Raw genomic sequence first — 15,001 nt, forward strand, 5'->3', positions numbered from 1 at the left:
CGTTGCTGACGGCCCGCATATCTACTTCGCCGACTTCTCGTACGCCGTCTGCAGCTGGGCGGCGACCTTGGCCGGCTCGGCCTGACCGCTCAGGATGCCCTGGATGCCTTTCCACATGGCGTTGTTGAAGACATCGGTGGTCAGGACGTCGATGTTGTACCCGAAGTCACCGGTTCCACCGGCGATCTTGGCCGAGTCGTCCAGCACCTGCTTGAACAACGGCGACGCCTTCATCCCGTTCGTGTCGATCGGGTACGCCGGGATGTCCTGCAACTTCTCCGCGGCCCACCGGCCGTGCTCGGCGGTGAGCAGGTAGTCCAGGAATTTGATCGAGGCATCGGCCTTCTTGGTCGAGGCGGACACGAAGGTGCCCGAGCCGAGACCGCCGCTGAAGATCCCCGCGCCGTTCTGTGCCGGGAACGGAATGAAGCCGACGTCGAACTTGGCGTTCCGCTCGATGTCCAGGGCCAGCCAACTGCCGGTCGGGTTCATCGCGGCCTTGCCGGAGTAGAACAGCGCGTTCGCGTTGTCGTAACTGACCGCGGCAGGTGAGGGAGTAAGCAATCCCTTGTCGTTCCACTGTTTCCAGACCGCCAGCGAATCGACGACCGGCTGGGTGTTCCACGACGTACGGCCGTTGAGCAGGTCGTCCATGCCGTTGGACCCGACGGCGCTGGACAGCGACATGCTGAGCAGATGGCCGCCCTGCCAGCCTTCCTTGTCGCTGACGGCGAACGGGATGACCTTGTTCTGCTTGAGTTTCTCGGCCGCGGCGGTCAGCTCGGTGAGGTTCGTCGGCTGGGCGATTCCGTACTTCGCGAACAAGGTCTTGTTGTAGAAGACGCCGACCTCCTCGATCTGGCTCGGGACGCCGACGATCTTGCCGTCGAAGGTGACCCGCTTCTTGGCGAAGTCGTAGATCGGCCACTTGTGGTCGGCGTACGCGCTGGTCAGGTCGTACACCAGCCCGGCCTTGGCCAGGGCGCCGGCGAATCCCGGCCCGGTGTCGTACCCGAAGACGTCCGGGCCCTGACCGGAGCGCAGCTGGGTCTGCAGGACGGTCCGGACATTCTCGCTCGGGATCACGTCGAGCTTCACCGTGATGCCCTGGTTCTTGGACTCGAACGTCTTCAGGTCGGACTTGATCAGCTCCAGATCCGCCGGATCCTCGGGCTGGCCGATCATGTAGCGGATCTCCTGCTGACCGCTGGTGTCTTGCTGCACGTCCCCGGAGCCGGTCCCCGGAGCGCCGCCGGTGCACGCCGCGGTGGCGAACAGGGCTCCGGTGGAGAGGGCGACAGAGACGACGAACGCGATCTTCTTCACGAGCCACTCCCGTTGTCGGTGGCGATGCGTCGACTAAACTTCTAACGTTAGAATTTCTAACGTTAGAAGTGATGCTCGCGGGGCGCATGAGCTCTGTCAAGATGTCGTCCTACGGTGTTTGAAGTCATCGAGGGGAGAACGATGGACGACCACCGCGACGACGTCGGCGCCGGTAGGGACGGCAGGCCGGCTCGGCCCGCCCGGCTGAAGGACGTCGCGGAGCTGGCCGGGGTGTCGCTGAAGACCGTGACGAACGTCGTCCACGAGCGGCGCCATGTGAAGGCCGAGACCCGGGCCCGGGTGAAGGCCGCGATCGCCGAGCTGGGCTACACCCCTTCACTGGTCGGCCGGCAGCTACAGAGCGGCCGCAGCAACATCGTCGCGCTGGCCGTGCCGCGGATCGACGAACCGTACCTGGGGGCGCTGGCGCACGCCATGATCATGGCAGGCGAACGACACGGCTACACCGTCTTCACCGACGAGACCGGGCGCAGCGACGACCACGAGTTGCGTGCCGCCGCCGGATATCCCGGCAACAGCATCGACGGAGTGATCTACAGCCCATTGGCCGTGGACCCGCGGCGGCTGGCCGACATGAGCCGCTTCACTCCGATGGTGCTGCTCGGTGAACACCTGAGTGAAGGCGCGGCGGACTACGTCGCGATCGACAACGAGCAGTCCGCCAAGGATGTCGTCCAGCATCTCGCCGACGGCGGACGGCGGCGGATCGCGTACGTCGGCAGCAATCCGGCGCGGTCGTCGAGCGTCGGACAACTACGATTTCAGGGCTTCCGTGCCGCAGTGAACGACCTCGACCTGGAGACCCGGGACGACTGGCTGCTCCGATGCGACCGGTACACACGGGAGACGGGCGCGGCGATGGCCGAACAGTTGCTCCCGCAGATCGGTGAGATCGACGCCTTGGTCTGCGCCAGCGATCTGCTGGCGATCGGCGCCATCCGGACGTTCATCGCGCATCACGTCCGGGTGCCCGACGATGTCGCCGTGATCGGCTGGGACAACATCGTCGACGGCCGCTACCTGTCCCCCAGCCTGAGCAGTGTCGCCACGGATCTGGACCTGCTGGCGGACCGGACGTTCGAGGCCCTGATCAGCAGGATCCAGGGCAATCGAGACCCGGCCGCCGTCTACACCGTCCCGCACGAACTCATCATCCGTGAGTCGAGCCGCCCACCGACCGGCTGACGAAGACGGACAAACGGGCAGGATCGGCGCCGTACTCCGGGACGGGAGTTTCAGGATGAGGCGAGGGCGTGGACTGTGCGTTCGATGGCGGGGCGCATGTCGAGGGTGGGGTCGACGGTGAGGCGGTGTAGGAGGAGGCCGTCGCCGAGGGCCATCAGGGCTCTCGTTGCCGGCACGGGGTCCTGGATGCCGGCGGCGGTCACGATGCTCTCGGTCCACCGTTCGAACTCGCGTCGCTGTCTCCGGAGGGGCTCACCGAGCTCGGGATCGTCCGCGAGTTCGAGGAAGAGGGCGTAACGGGCCCGGGTGCGCGCGGCGAATGGCCCGGATTGCAGTTCGGTCATCGCGCACAATCCCTCGATCAGGCCCTCCGGTCCAGTGATCGCGGGCATCGCGCCCGGGTCGAAATCGTCACGCTCGGCCGCGGCGATCCAGTCCACCACACCGGCGAGCAAGGCCCGGCGGGTGCGGAACCAGTTCGAGGTTGATCCAGGCGCGAGGCCTGCCCGTCGGTCGACGCGCGCGTGGCTCAACGCGCGCACGCCCTCCGCGCCGAGCAGTTCCACGGCCGCCTCGAGTGCGCGCACCCGGGTTGCCGCCGGCATGGACGCCTCCTTCCAAGAAGCCTACTATAAAAATAGTAGTCCACCCGCACGAAGGAGGCGGCGATGGCCACGCCCGAGCCCCGAATCATCCGGTCGGTCGACGCCACGGCCTGGTCGCCGCCGCTTCCCGACGTGCCCGGCTTCGACCATCTCGTCGTCGAGACGCCCGGCCTGCGAACTCACGTTGCCACCGTCGGCGAGGGCGAACCAGTCGTGCTGCTGCACGGGTTTCCCCAGCACTGGTGGCAGTGGCGAGCCGTAGCTCCGGTCATCGCCGCCCGCGGCTACCGCGTCATCTGTCCCGACCTGCGCGGGGCCGGCTGGACCGTGACAGACGATCCGCGGATCGAACGCGAGACCCGGCTCCATGACCTGCTCGCCCTCTTCGACGCCCTCGACATCGAGCGCGCCCACCTCGTCTCTCACGACATGGGCGCCATCACCGCGATGCAGCTGACCTATGACCACCCCGAGCGGGTTCGAACGGCAGTAGAACTTTCGGTGCCGCCGGGCTTTTTCACCTTCAGCCCGAAGCTCGCGCCGGGCTTCCGGCATCTACCCCGGTTCATCTGGCATCGCCCCGGCGCCTCATTGCGCAGCATCTTCTCCGAGGCGTACGTCGCCCAGCCGATGTCGGAGGCAACTATCGAAGCCCACCTCGCCCCCATGAGCCGACCCGACATCGACGGCGCCGTGCGTCCGCTCACCCGCGGCATGATCCTGCCCGAGGCCATGCGCATGTCACGCGGCGTCTATCGCCGCAGGCGGCTCACGGTGCCGACCCTCTTCGTGTTCGGCCGCCGTGACCGCCCCTGGACCGAGGAGCTCATGGGACACGTCTGCCGCAATCCGGAGCGGTACGCCGATCGCGCCGAGTTCGCGTACGTCGACAACGCCGCACACTTCATCACCGACGACGCCCCCACCGCAGTGGCCGACCTCACGACCGCCTGGTTCGAACAAGCAGCCTGACGTAAGGCCTGCTACGACGGAATCAGGTCGCTCGCGAAGGTGAGGGGAAACAGCAACCGCATGCCACCGACTGCCAGTCCGAGGTGATGCTTTCTCGTCCGGCGCGTCGCGCGGGCTGCTGCCCGGGACGGCGGATTTGGTGCCGTCAGCAACTAGTTGGATCGACGGGCCTTCTGGCAGGCTCTCGATCAGCTTCGGAGTCATGACCGCGAGCGCAGGTACGCTACGCCAGTGCGCCGGTTGCCGGGTTGTCCACGCGGGGCAGGCGTTCGTGGAAATCCTGACTCAACCGCTGACCTTGAGAGTGATGCTCTGTATGTCTGATCGGCCGCCGCTGTGTGTTGTCGTCAATGGGCCGTCTGCGGCCGGTAAATCGACCCTGGCCGGGTTCGTGCAGGATCATCTGGATGAGCCGCTGTTGCGGTTCGGGGTGGATGAGCTGTACCGGATGGTGCCGGGGCAGTGGGCCGGCGGTGTCGTCGGTGCGCGGTATGCCGTCGAGCGGGGATTCAGTTATCAGGACGTGCCGGAGCTGCCGGGGACGCGCCGCATCCAAGTCGGTCCGGATGCGATCGCGATGCTGCTGGCGATGAACGCAGCGATCGTGGCGATGCTGACGTCCGGAGTTGGAGTGATTGTCGACGGGCAGGCGTTCGAGCCCCAGGTCAATGCAGACCTGGAGCGGCGCCTCGCTGACCTGCGTGCGCAGGGTCTGGCCAGGGTTGCCGTGATCGAACTGGTGGCCGCCGACGAGCCACTGGCCGACCGGCAGCGACGGCATCGGCACCCCGCCGGTCTGTCCCTGCACCAGAACACCCTGCCTAAACAGGCGGCGAATCCTGACCTGGTCGTCGAGACGTCTGGTCTTTCAGCCGGCGAGGTGGCTCAGGTCGTCTGCGACTGGCTCGACCACGAATACCGCGTTTCTTAACGCTCACGGCGCCTCAACCACGCCGAGTGAGTCGAAGTACGTCGGCTTGCCGCTCAGTCGTTCAGGCGTTCGACCGAACCACCGGGCACGAGCTGGGCTGGGAGAAACCGGACCACGGGCGATCGTGGCAGAGGCGGACCCGAGCCATCCAGCCGTCGACGCAAGAGATCGGCGGCTTCCGTCGCGATGTCCTCGGTGGGCTGCGCGATGACGGTGAGCCGCGGCACCGTGGCCTGAGCTAGCTCCGCTCCGTCAAAACCGACCAGCGAGATGTCCCGCCCCAGCCGCAGGCCCGACTCGTTGATCGCGATCAGGGCGCCGAGCGTGAGTTCGTAGTTGGCGCAGAAGATTGCGGTGGGCCGGTCGCGCATTGCGAGGAAACCACTGATCGAGTCATGTCCGGTACGGACGACCAGTGGACCGCGGGCCTCGTACTCCGGGGACAGGGCAACGCCAGCCTCGGCAAGACGCTCGGTGAAGCCCGACGCTCGCAGGCGCATGGTCGAGACCGATGCGGGCCCAGCCACCAGCGCGATACGTCGATGCCCATGATCCAGCAGGAGGCGAGCGGCCATCGCGCCCGCTGCAGCATTGTCGAGGAAGATCCCGTCGGTATGGAGTTCGTCTGCTTCCCAGTCGATGAGGACGACCGGCACGCGCTGCATTGCCGTGCGCAGGGCTTCGATGTCGTGTCCGGACGGTACGGCGATGATGCCGTCCACCATCTGGCTCAACAGCAGTCCGACCGTGTCCTCCTGGCCAGACGGACTGGCCGCCACGATGACGCTGATGCCGGCCGATCTCAGGGCAGCTTCGACTCCCGCGATGATCGTCAGGTGGAAATCGTTGTTGAGAGCCGGCAACACCACGCCGATGGTTCCCGATCGCCTCGACCGTAGGCCGCGGGCCATGGCATTGGGGCGGAAGTCCAGCGCGGCGGCGGCAGCCTCGATCGCAACGCGATTCGACTCGAGCACGGTTCGGCCGTTGAAGTACTTCGAAATCGTCGCCAGCGACAGCCCCGTCTCGCGCTGGATGTCTTTATATGTGGCCATCGCCCCTCCTCGCATCCACGAACGGGAATCGTAACGTTTCGCCCGCCCCGGGGCGCCACAGCGCACCGGACCGAGGGCAGGCAGATCGCACCCCCGTAGCGCCGCGCAGCGCGAATCGATCGTGCCATGACTGCGGTGACAGACGACCCGCAGGACGGATCCCTTCGTGAAAATCCTTCGCCAACACGATCGTAGACAGCGCGAAACGTTACGTGCTAACTTGCCTGACAAGTTAGCTGGTGAGTCGATATGCAATCGACTCCCTGCAGATTCGATGAGGAGTATCTGGTGCTGATCGAGTCCAATCCCGTGGCGCATGCCAGTGCCGACGGCAACGCAGCTGATCGCGTCGAGTGGTTCCGCGACCTCGGGCTGGGGTTGTTCATCCACTGGAGCATCGATACGCAGCTCGGTTCCGACGTGAGCCATCCGCTCGTCGGCGCCTCCGAGGATTTCGTCCAGAGGTACTACGACGAGCTCCCGCGCCGCTTTCGTCCGCGGCGCTTCGACCCCACCGAGTGGGCCGAGCTCGCTGACCTGGTGGGCATGCGATACGTGGTGTTCACGACCAAGCATCACAACGGCTTCTGCATGTTCCGCACGGCCACGACCGAGCGCCATGTGGGCAATACGCCGTTCGGCCGGGACGTGACCGCCGAGATCCTCGATGCTTTCCGGGAACGTGGCATCGCCGCCGGCGTCTACTTCTCACCGGACGACTTCGCCTGGCTCTGGGAGCAGGGCATCCCGATCCAACGCTCGATTCCAAGCGTGCAACCGGCCGCCAATCCCGGACTGATGGAGCTGGCGAAGGCCCAGATCACCGAGCTGCTCACCGAGTTCGGCACGGTCGACCTGGTCTTCTTCGACGGGGAGGCCGAAGGGCTGCGCGACCATGCGTGGAAGACGGACTCCGCTGTGGTGGTCACCCGCGGCGCGCTGCCTACCCCCGAGCAGTACATTCCCGGCCAGCCGATCGACGGGGCCTGGGAATCCAACCTCACCATGGGCACGCAGTGGACCTACAAGCCCACGAACGAGACCTACAAATCCGGAACCCGCTTGATCGAGATCCTGATCGAGACCCGGGCCAAGGGCGGCAACCTGTTGCTCAACATCGGCCCGAAGCCGGATGGAACCATCCCGGTCGAGCAGGAGGCACGGCTTCAGGAGCTCGGACTGTGGATGTTCGTCAACAGGGAGGCGATCTACGCCACCCGTCCCTGGGTCGTCACGAATGAAGGCGAGCTCTGGTTCACCGCATCGAAGGATGCCAAGACCGTGTACGTCATTGTCACCGGTGAGCGCTGGAAGTGGGGAGAACGGCGCGAGTTCCAGCTCCGATCGATCAAGGCGACCGAGCACACCGAGGTCTCCATCCTCGGGCAGAGCGGACAGCTGATGGAGTACCGACCGGAGCTGGACGCAACGCCGCGATGGGAGCAGACCGAGGCCGGTCTGGTGGTCTCGGCTCTCAATGCGCAGCGCCTGTACAACGACAAGAAGTGGCCCAACCCGGTCGTCATCAAGCTGACCAACGTCGAGGCGGCGGCCGAACCGACCCGGATCTCCACAGTGGATGCGTCGTGGGACGAAGCCACCTCAACTATCTCGGTCGGGGTTGCGGTCCTGGCCCGCGGATCGTCGGAGTCCGTCCTGCTGGGCGCGGAGTATCAGGACATCACCGGCATGGACACCATGGAACGCCCGGACGAGTGGACGCCCACCGAACTCGTCGCGGCTGAGGACGCCGTCGTGCACGCGCTGTTCCGCGCGGAGCCCGGTCGGCTTTATGCCGTGCGCGCACTTGGCCGCACCGCGCTTCTCGATGTCCGCGGCCCGGAGCTCAAATTCCGCACACCAGGTACTGCCGGCGGCTGACGCCCGCTCAAGCTCGTCAAGAAATGCGGTTCGAAATTCTTATACAGGAGGAATGATGCCACCACGCAGCATCCCTGCGGCAGCAGGATTGAGCCGACGCACATTCTTGCGGGCGGCGGGTGTCACGGCGTTTGCGGCGACCGGGGCGAGCGCACTCGCAGCGTGTTCGTCATCAAGCCCGACGACGACCTCGTTGGTCGAGTCCAAGCTCTACCCGTCCGCGGACGCCCAGAAGCTCAACGACAGCTTCGATTGGGGCAAGTCGGCCGTGGCCGACCCGAAATCCTCGGTGACCATCACGGTGGCGCATTCGTGGTCGCCGGCGGACTTCGTGCGTCAGCAGCAGTTCGACTACTTCTTCCAGAAGCGTCATCCGAACATCAAGATCGTGGCCGAGAACGCCGGCGACAGTTCGGCGGACTATCTGAAGAAGTATTCGAGCCAGGCTGCGGGCGGCAGCCTGCCGGACGTCATGTACAACGGCTTCGGCTTCGCACAGAACTTCATCGGATCGGGCGCATTTCTTGCGCTCAACGACTACATATCCGGTGAGCCGAACTTCAACCCGTCGGACTTCACCGAGGTGTCGACCGGATATTACAAGCGCGATGGAAAGCAGTATTCGGTGCCGTACGACTGCGGGCCGGTGATGATCTACTACAACAAGAACATTTTCACCAAGGCGGGCGTCGAGCTGCCGACCGCGAAGTGGAAGTTCGACGACCTACGCAACGCGGTCCTGGCGACGACGAGTGGCCAGGGCGGGTCCAAGATCTTCGGTCTGTCCCTTCCGGTGACCCCCGCCGACACGTTCTGGGACCCGGTGCGCCTGTCTCCGCTCGGTGGCCACTACCTGAGCGACGACGAGACGCAGGTCCTCCTGGACCAGCCCGAATCGATCGCCGCGGTGCAGTGGTGGATGGACATGTACCTGCAGAAGGGCGTGTTCCCGTCTCCCTCGGAGTTGCAAGGCTTGTCGCAGGCCGACGCCTTCACCCTGGGCCGTGCCGCTATCAAGGTGGACGGCTCCTGGGGAGCCCCGGCGCTGCGCGAGCAGGCGAACTTCGAGTGGGGCATTGCGGACTGGCCGGCCGGCCCGAAGGGACACTCCACGGCCGCAGTCGGCAGCGCCTACTCGATCACCTCGAAGAGCGCGAACAAGGACGCCGCGTGGATCTACCTCAACGAGTACCTCTCGACCTCGGGTCAGGTGTTCATGTTCGCCAGCACAGGCAAGGGCAACATGACCAGGAAATCGGCCTGGCCGGCCTATCTCAAGTCGGAGGCGGCCCCGGAGGGAGCCGATGCCATCTACAACGCGCTCAACACCTACGCGACCAGCAAGGGGGTCGTGTTCGGTCCGGCGACGCCGCAGATCACGAATGCGGTGACCCCGATCTGGGATCAGGTGATGGGTAAGTCCCTCGGCGTCTCCGACGCGTGCAAGAAGATCGCGGGGACGATCCAGCCGCTGCTGAAGAAGAACGTCGCGGGCTGAGGCGAGAATCGGTATGGCACAGGCTGCGCCCGCACTCGAAACGACAACACGGCGGACAGGAGGCACCAGCAAGCTGGCCCGTCGGGAGGCGCGAGCGTTCTACGGCTTCGCGTCTCCGTGGATCCTCGGCTTCATCCTGTTCGGCGGCGGTCCGGTCGTTGCAGCACTCCTGCTGAGTTTCGCCCACTGGTCACTGCTCTCTACACCGAGTTGGGCCGGCCTGGCGAACTACCGGAAGATGTTCGCAGATCCGCTGTTCTACAAGTCGATCGCCAACACGGTCTACTTCGGCGCGGGCTCTGTCTGTCTGGGCGTGGTGACGAGCTTCCTGCTCGCGATCCTGCTGAACCAGAAGGTCCGCGGCCTCGGCTTCTTCCGTACTGTCTTCTATCTGCCTTCCGTCGTGGCCGGTGTCGCCACAGCCATCCTGTGGGTCAACATCCTGCAGCCCGACTACGGCCTCATCAACAACTTCCTCGGCCTCTTCGGCATCAAGGGACCTGGCTGGCTGGTTTCCGAGCACTGGGCGATCCCCGGTCTCATCCTGATGTCGGTGTGGGGCGCGGGCAACACCATCGTGATCTACCTCGCGGGTCTGCAAAGCATCTCCCCCGCGCTGTACGAAGCTGCGCTCCTCGACGGCGCCGGATGGTGGAACCGGTTCTGGAACGTGACCGTTCCGATGATGTCGCCGGTCATCTTCTTCAACGTCGTCACGAGTCTCATCGCCAGCTTGCAGGCCTACACCTTGGTCCTGGTGATGACCGAGGGTGGACCGAACAACGCGACTCTCATGCTGGGCCTCTACATCTACCGCCAGGCGTTCGAGTACTTCGACATGGGCTACGCGGCCGCCCTCTCGTGGGCGATGTTCGCCCTCATCGGCGTTGCGACGGCCCTGCAGTTCCTGCTCGCTCGCCGCTGGGTGCACTACGACGCCTGATCCGACCATCTACCGGAGCCCCACTATGACCTTGACAGCGACGCGGGCCCAGCAGGCCCAGCCGGTGCGACGCTGGACCCGCAGCGCCAGCCAGACCTCCGTCGAGCGAGTCCGGAAGACCAGTAGCTACATCCTGCTCATCGCCGGTACGGCGGTGTTCATCATCCCGTTCCTCTGGATGCTGACAACTTCCCTCAAGACTGCGCAGGAGGTCCTCGCCTACCCGCCCAAACTGCTGCCCGCGACGCCACAGTGGGACAACTATCCGACCGCGTGGACCTCGCTGCCCTTCACCACGTTCCTGATCAACTCGATCATCATCACCGGCCTGTCGGTGATCGGGAACCTGGTCTCGTGTGTGCTGCCCGCGTACGCTTTCGCCCGCCTGCGGGCGCGTTCACGATCCGCGATGTTCGCCCTCATGGTCGCCACCATGGCGATCCCGGCCGAGGTGACGCTGGTGCCGACGTTCATCATGTTCAGCAAGCTGAACATGGTGAACACCTACTGGCCGCTGTTCCTGCCGGCCTGGTTCGGCTACGCCTTCTTCATCTTCTTGCTGCGCCAGTTCTTCAAGTCGATCCCGCAGGAGATCACCGATGCTGCCAGCATCGACGGCGCCGGTCACCTTCGCACGCTCTGGTCGATCTTCCTGCCGATGTCGAAACCCGCCATCGCGGCCGTCGCCATCTTCAGCTTCGTCGGCAACTGGAACAACTTCCTCACACCGCTCATCTACCTGCGGACACAGAACAACTTCACCCTCGCCCTCGGCCTCAGCCTGTTCAAGGGCCAGTACGAGACGCAGTACAACCAAATGATGGCGGTCGGGATCATCTCTCTGCTCCCGATCCTCATCGTCTTCTTCCTCGCGCAGCGGACCTTCGTCGAAGGCGTGCGGCTGAGCGGACTGGGGGGCCGATGAGCACCGTCTATCTTGTCAGCGAGGTGCGGTCGCCCCTTGTGGACTTCGGTCTCGCAGAGATCCGCAAGGCTCTCAACGCAGCCGGCCTCGAGGCCGTCGGTCCCTGGCCCGAGCTCCGCGACGACCCAGCGCCCAGGCCGATGATCGTCGTACGAGCGGACAATTCGTCCGACGAGGTCGATGCGTTCATCGCCGGCGCCGACGGCCAGGCCGGTCCGACGTACCCGGACGAGTCCTTCACCGTCACCGGCGCCGGAGGCCGGGTCGTCATCGAAGCCGCGCATCCCCGCGGCCTGATGTACGGCTGTCTCGAAGTCGCCGACCTGATCCGCGCGGAGCGATGGGCCGACGAGGGACTCGACATCGCGAAGTCGCCGACCCTCGCTGTCCGCGGCGTGAAGTTCAACCTGCCCTACGAGCCGTACTCCGACGGCGATCCGTTCCGGCAGAACCTCGACACCTGCTTCGATCTGGAATTCTGGCGCGACTACCTCGACGAGCTTGCCCGCAATCGCTACAACTGTCTGAGCCTGTGGTCGCTCCACCCGTTCCATCTGATGGTGAGCTCTCCCGAGTTCCGCGACGCGAATCCCTTCACCGATGAGGAGATCGCCGACCACGAGAGGTTCTTCCACGCACTGTTCGGGCACGCCCGAGATCGCGGCATCGACGTCTATCTGTTCACCTGGAACATCTACCTGCCCGAACCCGTGGCTCGCGGCCTCGGCTTGCCCGCCGCCTTGGCGAACAGCAGCGAAGGCACAGAGACCATCAATCGTTGGGACGCTGCTCGGGCCAGGCAACGCGCCCCGCAGGTCTCCGCGTACTACGAGGAGATGATCTACCGCCTGCTCGTGACCTATCCCGAACTGGACGGCATCGGCACCAGCGGCAGCGAAGCCATGAGCGGCACCGGCACTGAGAAGGAGCAGTGGGTGGTCGACACCTACCTCCGGGGAATCGAGCGGTCGCGGCGACGGGTGAAGTTCCTGCACCGCACCAACATGCAAAGCACCGCCGACATCATCGCCATGGCCAAGCCCAGGATGGATCCCAGTCGCTTCTACATCAGCTGGAAGTACTCGATCGCGCACTGCTACTCGTACCCCCGTCCCGCCTTCGAGGAGCTGCTTCACGCGTGGGACGGCGTGGACCTCGAGCAGACACAGTTCCTCTTCACCGTGCGGAACGACGACGTCCACACGCACCGCTGGGGTGACGTGGACTACGTTCGGGAGTATGTCCGCGGGATGGCCGCGAAGAGCTACGTCCACGGCTTCTACTGGGGCGCGGACGGCTATCTCTGGGCCCGTGATTTCCAGCATGTCGACCACGGCCACAAGGCCTGGCGCTGGGATTTCGAGCGTCACCGGCTGCAATTCCAGTTGTGGGGCCGTCTCGCCTACGACCCCGACACCGCGTCGGATGTCTTCGAACGCTTGGCACGCCTCGACTACGGCGACGATGCTTCGACCCTGTACGAAGGGCTCCGCCACGCGTCAAAGATCATCCCTGCGGTCAATCGACTGTGCTGGCTGGACCTCGACTTCCAGTGGCATCCAGAAGGATGCCTGACGCGCGACCACGGGCTCCGGACTGTGCTCGACTTCCTCGATAGCTCTCCGATGCCCGGCGCGGGGACGATCGGCATCCGCGAGTTCGCCAAGGCCGAACGACTCGGCGGAACTGACGCGTCTGCCGAGACCCCCCTCGACGTGATTGCGGTCCTGACCGAGGAGTCACGCGCGGCCGAGGAACTCGCAGCGGCGGCGCAGGACCGCAACCCGTCATGGCGAGAACCGCACGCCACCTGCGCGATCCTCGACCTCCGCGCCACGGCGTCCCTGGGCAGGTACTACGCGGCCAAGATCGAGGCAGCATTGGAGCTCGCCCGCGCCGAGGAGCACGGCGAGCCGGAACGCGCCGTACGGGCGGCCGAACTGCTCGACGAGGCAGTCGAACACTGGATCGCCCTCGGCTTCTTCTGGAGTCAGCACTATCAGCCGTACCGGATGGCTCGCGTCGACCGCATCTTCGGCTATCCCTTCTACCTCGAGGATGTACGCCGGGATGCGCGGCTTGCACACGACTTCGGGGACCGTCTTGCCAACCAGCACTAGGAGAAGTCTCGCTATGACGTCCGTGCCGACCCAGATTGATCCAGGTCTGCTGCCCTCACGGGTGCTCGCATCCGGAGTACCTATCCCTCCGATCGGAATGGGGACCTTCGGCTCCGACCGCTACTCCGCGGACGATGTCGCCACCGCAGTCGCGGGAGCAATCCGTTGCGGCTATCGCCTTGTCGACTGCGCTGCCGTCTACGGCAACGAGTCGCAGATCGGCGTCGTGCTGGAAGACGCCTTTGCAGAAGTCGCTCCTCGACAGGACTTCTTCGTCATGTCGAAGGTCTGGAACGACGCGCACGCCCCCGCGGACGCAGTGGCTTCTGTCCATGAGTCGTTGCGGCGGCTTCGCCTGGAGCACCTCGACGCAGTGTTCGTGCACTGGCCGTTCCCCAACCATCACCCGCCACACGCACGCGCCGGGACGCGCGACCCGCAGGCGCGGCCGTACGTACATGAGCGGTACATGGAGCTGTGGCACGCTCTCGAGGATCTCGTCGACGTGGGCCTGGTGCGCCACCTCGGCACGTCGAACGTGACGATCCCGAAACTCGCGCTGATCCTCCGAGACGCTCGAATCGCTCCCGCTCTCATCGAGATGGAGCTGCACCCGTGCTTCCAGCAACCGGAACTGTTCCGGTACGCCGTGGATCACTGCGTACAACCCATCGGCTACTCCCCGCTGGGCTCGCCGTCACGCCCTGAGCGCGACCGAAGCGAAGACGACCTCGTCGACGTGGAGCACCCCACCGTCCAGCGCATCGCGCGCGACCACGGCGTACATCCGGCCCTCATCTGTCTGAAGTGGGCCGTTGCGCGCGGTCAGATCCCCATTCCCTTCTCGGTCAAGCCGGAGCAGTATGCGGCGAATATCGCTACCGTCCTGTCCGACCCACTCACGCCGGCCGAGATCGAAGACATGCGCGGAGTCGAACGCAACAACCGCCTCATCAAAGGGCAAGTGTTCCTCTGGGACGGATCGGAGTCGTGGCTGGACCTCTGGGACGTCGACGGCACAATCCCAGGCTGGAACGGCTACGGATCCCCCCAGGCCCACGGCGACCGCTGATCAGAGAAGGGATTCATCATGCTCAATTACGAGCTCATCCATCCGCCACTACTCGAGGCACTGGCTGTTGCCGGGCACGGTTCACGCATCCTCCTCGCGGACGGGAACTACCCCTACCTCACGATGATCAACCCGAGGGCCCGCCTCGTGCATCTCAACGTCGCACCCGGCCTGCTCACGGTGACCGACGTACTCCCGCTGATCCAAACCGCGGTGACCTTCGAGAGCGCCGTCGTGATGCGTCCTGCCGAAGGAGTGGACGCGTCCGTGCAGGAGGAGTACCGCCGATTCCTCGGGGACGACGTACCGATGGAGCAGGTCGACCGGTTCGACTTCTACGACATCGTCCGCTCCCCTGACGTCGGTCTCGTGATCGCCACCGGCGAAGAGCGTCTGTACGCGAACCTGTTGCTGACCATCGGGCTTCGGCGTTCCAGAACCTGACAACGGGCGGTCGACCCTCCGAT

Annotated in this window: 13 protein-coding genes; 10 read left to right on the forward strand and 3 right to left on the reverse strand. The window is 65.1% G+C overall.

Translation table 11 applies throughout. The features are described 5' to 3' along the window. Window positions 1-21: 21 nt before the first annotated feature. Window positions 22-1,326 carry an ABC transporter substrate-binding protein gene (locus EV653_RS16510; RefSeq protein WP_134104370.1) on the reverse strand — a complete coding sequence of 435 codons (1,305 nt, stop codon included), beginning with the start codon at window positions 1,324-1,326 and terminating at the stop codon, window positions 22-24. 141 nt (window positions 1,327-1,467) lie between these two features. Between EV653_RS16510 and EV653_RS16515 the strand changes: the two genes are divergently transcribed. Beyond that, window positions 1,468-2,532 carry a LacI family DNA-binding transcriptional regulator gene (locus EV653_RS16515; RefSeq protein WP_134104372.1) on the forward strand — a complete coding sequence of 355 codons (1,065 nt, stop codon included), beginning with the start codon at window positions 1,468-1,470 and terminating at the stop codon, window positions 2,530-2,532. A 50-nt stretch (window positions 2,533-2,582) separates the two neighbouring features. Here EV653_RS16515 and EV653_RS16520 read toward each other — a convergent pair whose 3' ends face one another. After that, the gene (locus EV653_RS16520) at window positions 2,583-3,137 is read right to left on the reverse strand and encodes a TetR/AcrR family transcriptional regulator (protein WP_134104374.1); all 555 of its coding nucleotides are present in this window, start codon (window positions 3,135-3,137) and stop codon (window positions 2,583-2,585) included. 63 nt (window positions 3,138-3,200) lie between these two features. Between EV653_RS16520 and EV653_RS16525 the strand changes: the two genes are divergently transcribed. Both EV653_RS16525 and EV653_RS16530 read left to right on the forward strand, forming a co-directional pair. After that, the gene (locus EV653_RS16525; RefSeq protein ID WP_134104376.1) at window positions 3,201-4,109 is read left to right on the forward strand and encodes an alpha/beta fold hydrolase; all 909 of its coding nucleotides are present in this window, start codon (window positions 3,201-3,203) and stop codon (window positions 4,107-4,109) included. 202 nt (window positions 4,110-4,311) lie between these two features. Further along, window positions 4,312-5,040, forward strand: a complete 729-nt coding sequence (locus tag EV653_RS16530) for a phosphotransferase-like protein (RefSeq protein WP_202871703.1) — start codon at window positions 4,312-4,314, stop codon at window positions 5,038-5,040. A 53-nt stretch (window positions 5,041-5,093) separates the two neighbouring features. Here EV653_RS16530 and EV653_RS16535 read toward each other — a convergent pair whose 3' ends face one another. Then, window positions 5,094-6,110, reverse strand: a complete 1,017-nt coding sequence (locus EV653_RS16535) for a LacI family DNA-binding transcriptional regulator (protein ID WP_202871704.1) — start codon at window positions 6,108-6,110, stop codon at window positions 5,094-5,096. 273 nt (window positions 6,111-6,383) lie between these two features. On the opposite strand from EV653_RS16535, the gene EV653_RS16540 reads away from it, so the two are divergent. The 7 genes from EV653_RS16540 to EV653_RS16570 all read left to right on the forward strand — a co-directional run bounded on the left by EV653_RS16540 (window position 6,384) and on the right by EV653_RS16570 (window position 14,978). Beyond that, complete coding sequence (locus tag EV653_RS16540) at window positions 6,384-7,976, forward strand: alpha-L-fucosidase (protein ID WP_202871705.1); 1,593 nt, start codon at window positions 6,384-6,386, stop codon at window positions 7,974-7,976. 193 nt (window positions 7,977-8,169) lie between these two features. Further along, window positions 8,170-9,474, forward strand: coding sequence for an ABC transporter substrate-binding protein (locus EV653_RS16545; protein WP_166679460.1), 1,305 nt, complete (start codon window positions 8,170-8,172; stop codon window positions 9,472-9,474). A 13-nt stretch (window positions 9,475-9,487) separates the two neighbouring features. Beyond that, the gene (locus EV653_RS16550) at window positions 9,488-10,417 is read left to right on the forward strand and encodes a carbohydrate ABC transporter permease (RefSeq protein WP_134104382.1); all 930 of its coding nucleotides are present in this window, start codon (window positions 9,488-9,490) and stop codon (window positions 10,415-10,417) included. 25 nt (window positions 10,418-10,442) lie between these two features. Continuing rightward, entirely contained in the window at window positions 10,443-11,342 is a 900-nt protein-coding gene (locus EV653_RS16555; protein WP_134104384.1) for a carbohydrate ABC transporter permease, read from the forward strand. Further along, window positions 11,339-13,462, forward strand: a complete 2,124-nt coding sequence (locus EV653_RS16560) for a hypothetical protein (RefSeq protein WP_134104386.1) — start codon at window positions 11,339-11,341, stop codon at window positions 13,460-13,462. The genes EV653_RS16555 and EV653_RS16560 overlap by 4 nt, the downstream gene beginning before the upstream one ends. 97 nt (window positions 13,463-13,559) lie before the next feature. Next, window positions 13,560-14,534, forward strand: coding sequence for an aldo/keto reductase (locus EV653_RS16565; protein WP_238159842.1), 975 nt, complete (start codon window positions 13,560-13,562; stop codon window positions 14,532-14,534). 18 nt (window positions 14,535-14,552) lie between these two features. Beyond that, window positions 14,553-14,978, forward strand: coding sequence for an RbsD/FucU family protein (locus EV653_RS16570; protein ID WP_134104390.1), 426 nt, complete (start codon window positions 14,553-14,555; stop codon window positions 14,976-14,978). The last annotated feature ends 23 nt before the right edge of the window (window positions 14,979-15,001 follow it).

Origin of the sequence: Kribbella pratensis (assembly GCF_004365355.1) — a bacterium.
Classification (GTDB): domain Bacteria; phylum Actinomycetota; class Actinomycetes; order Propionibacteriales; family Kribbellaceae; genus Kribbella.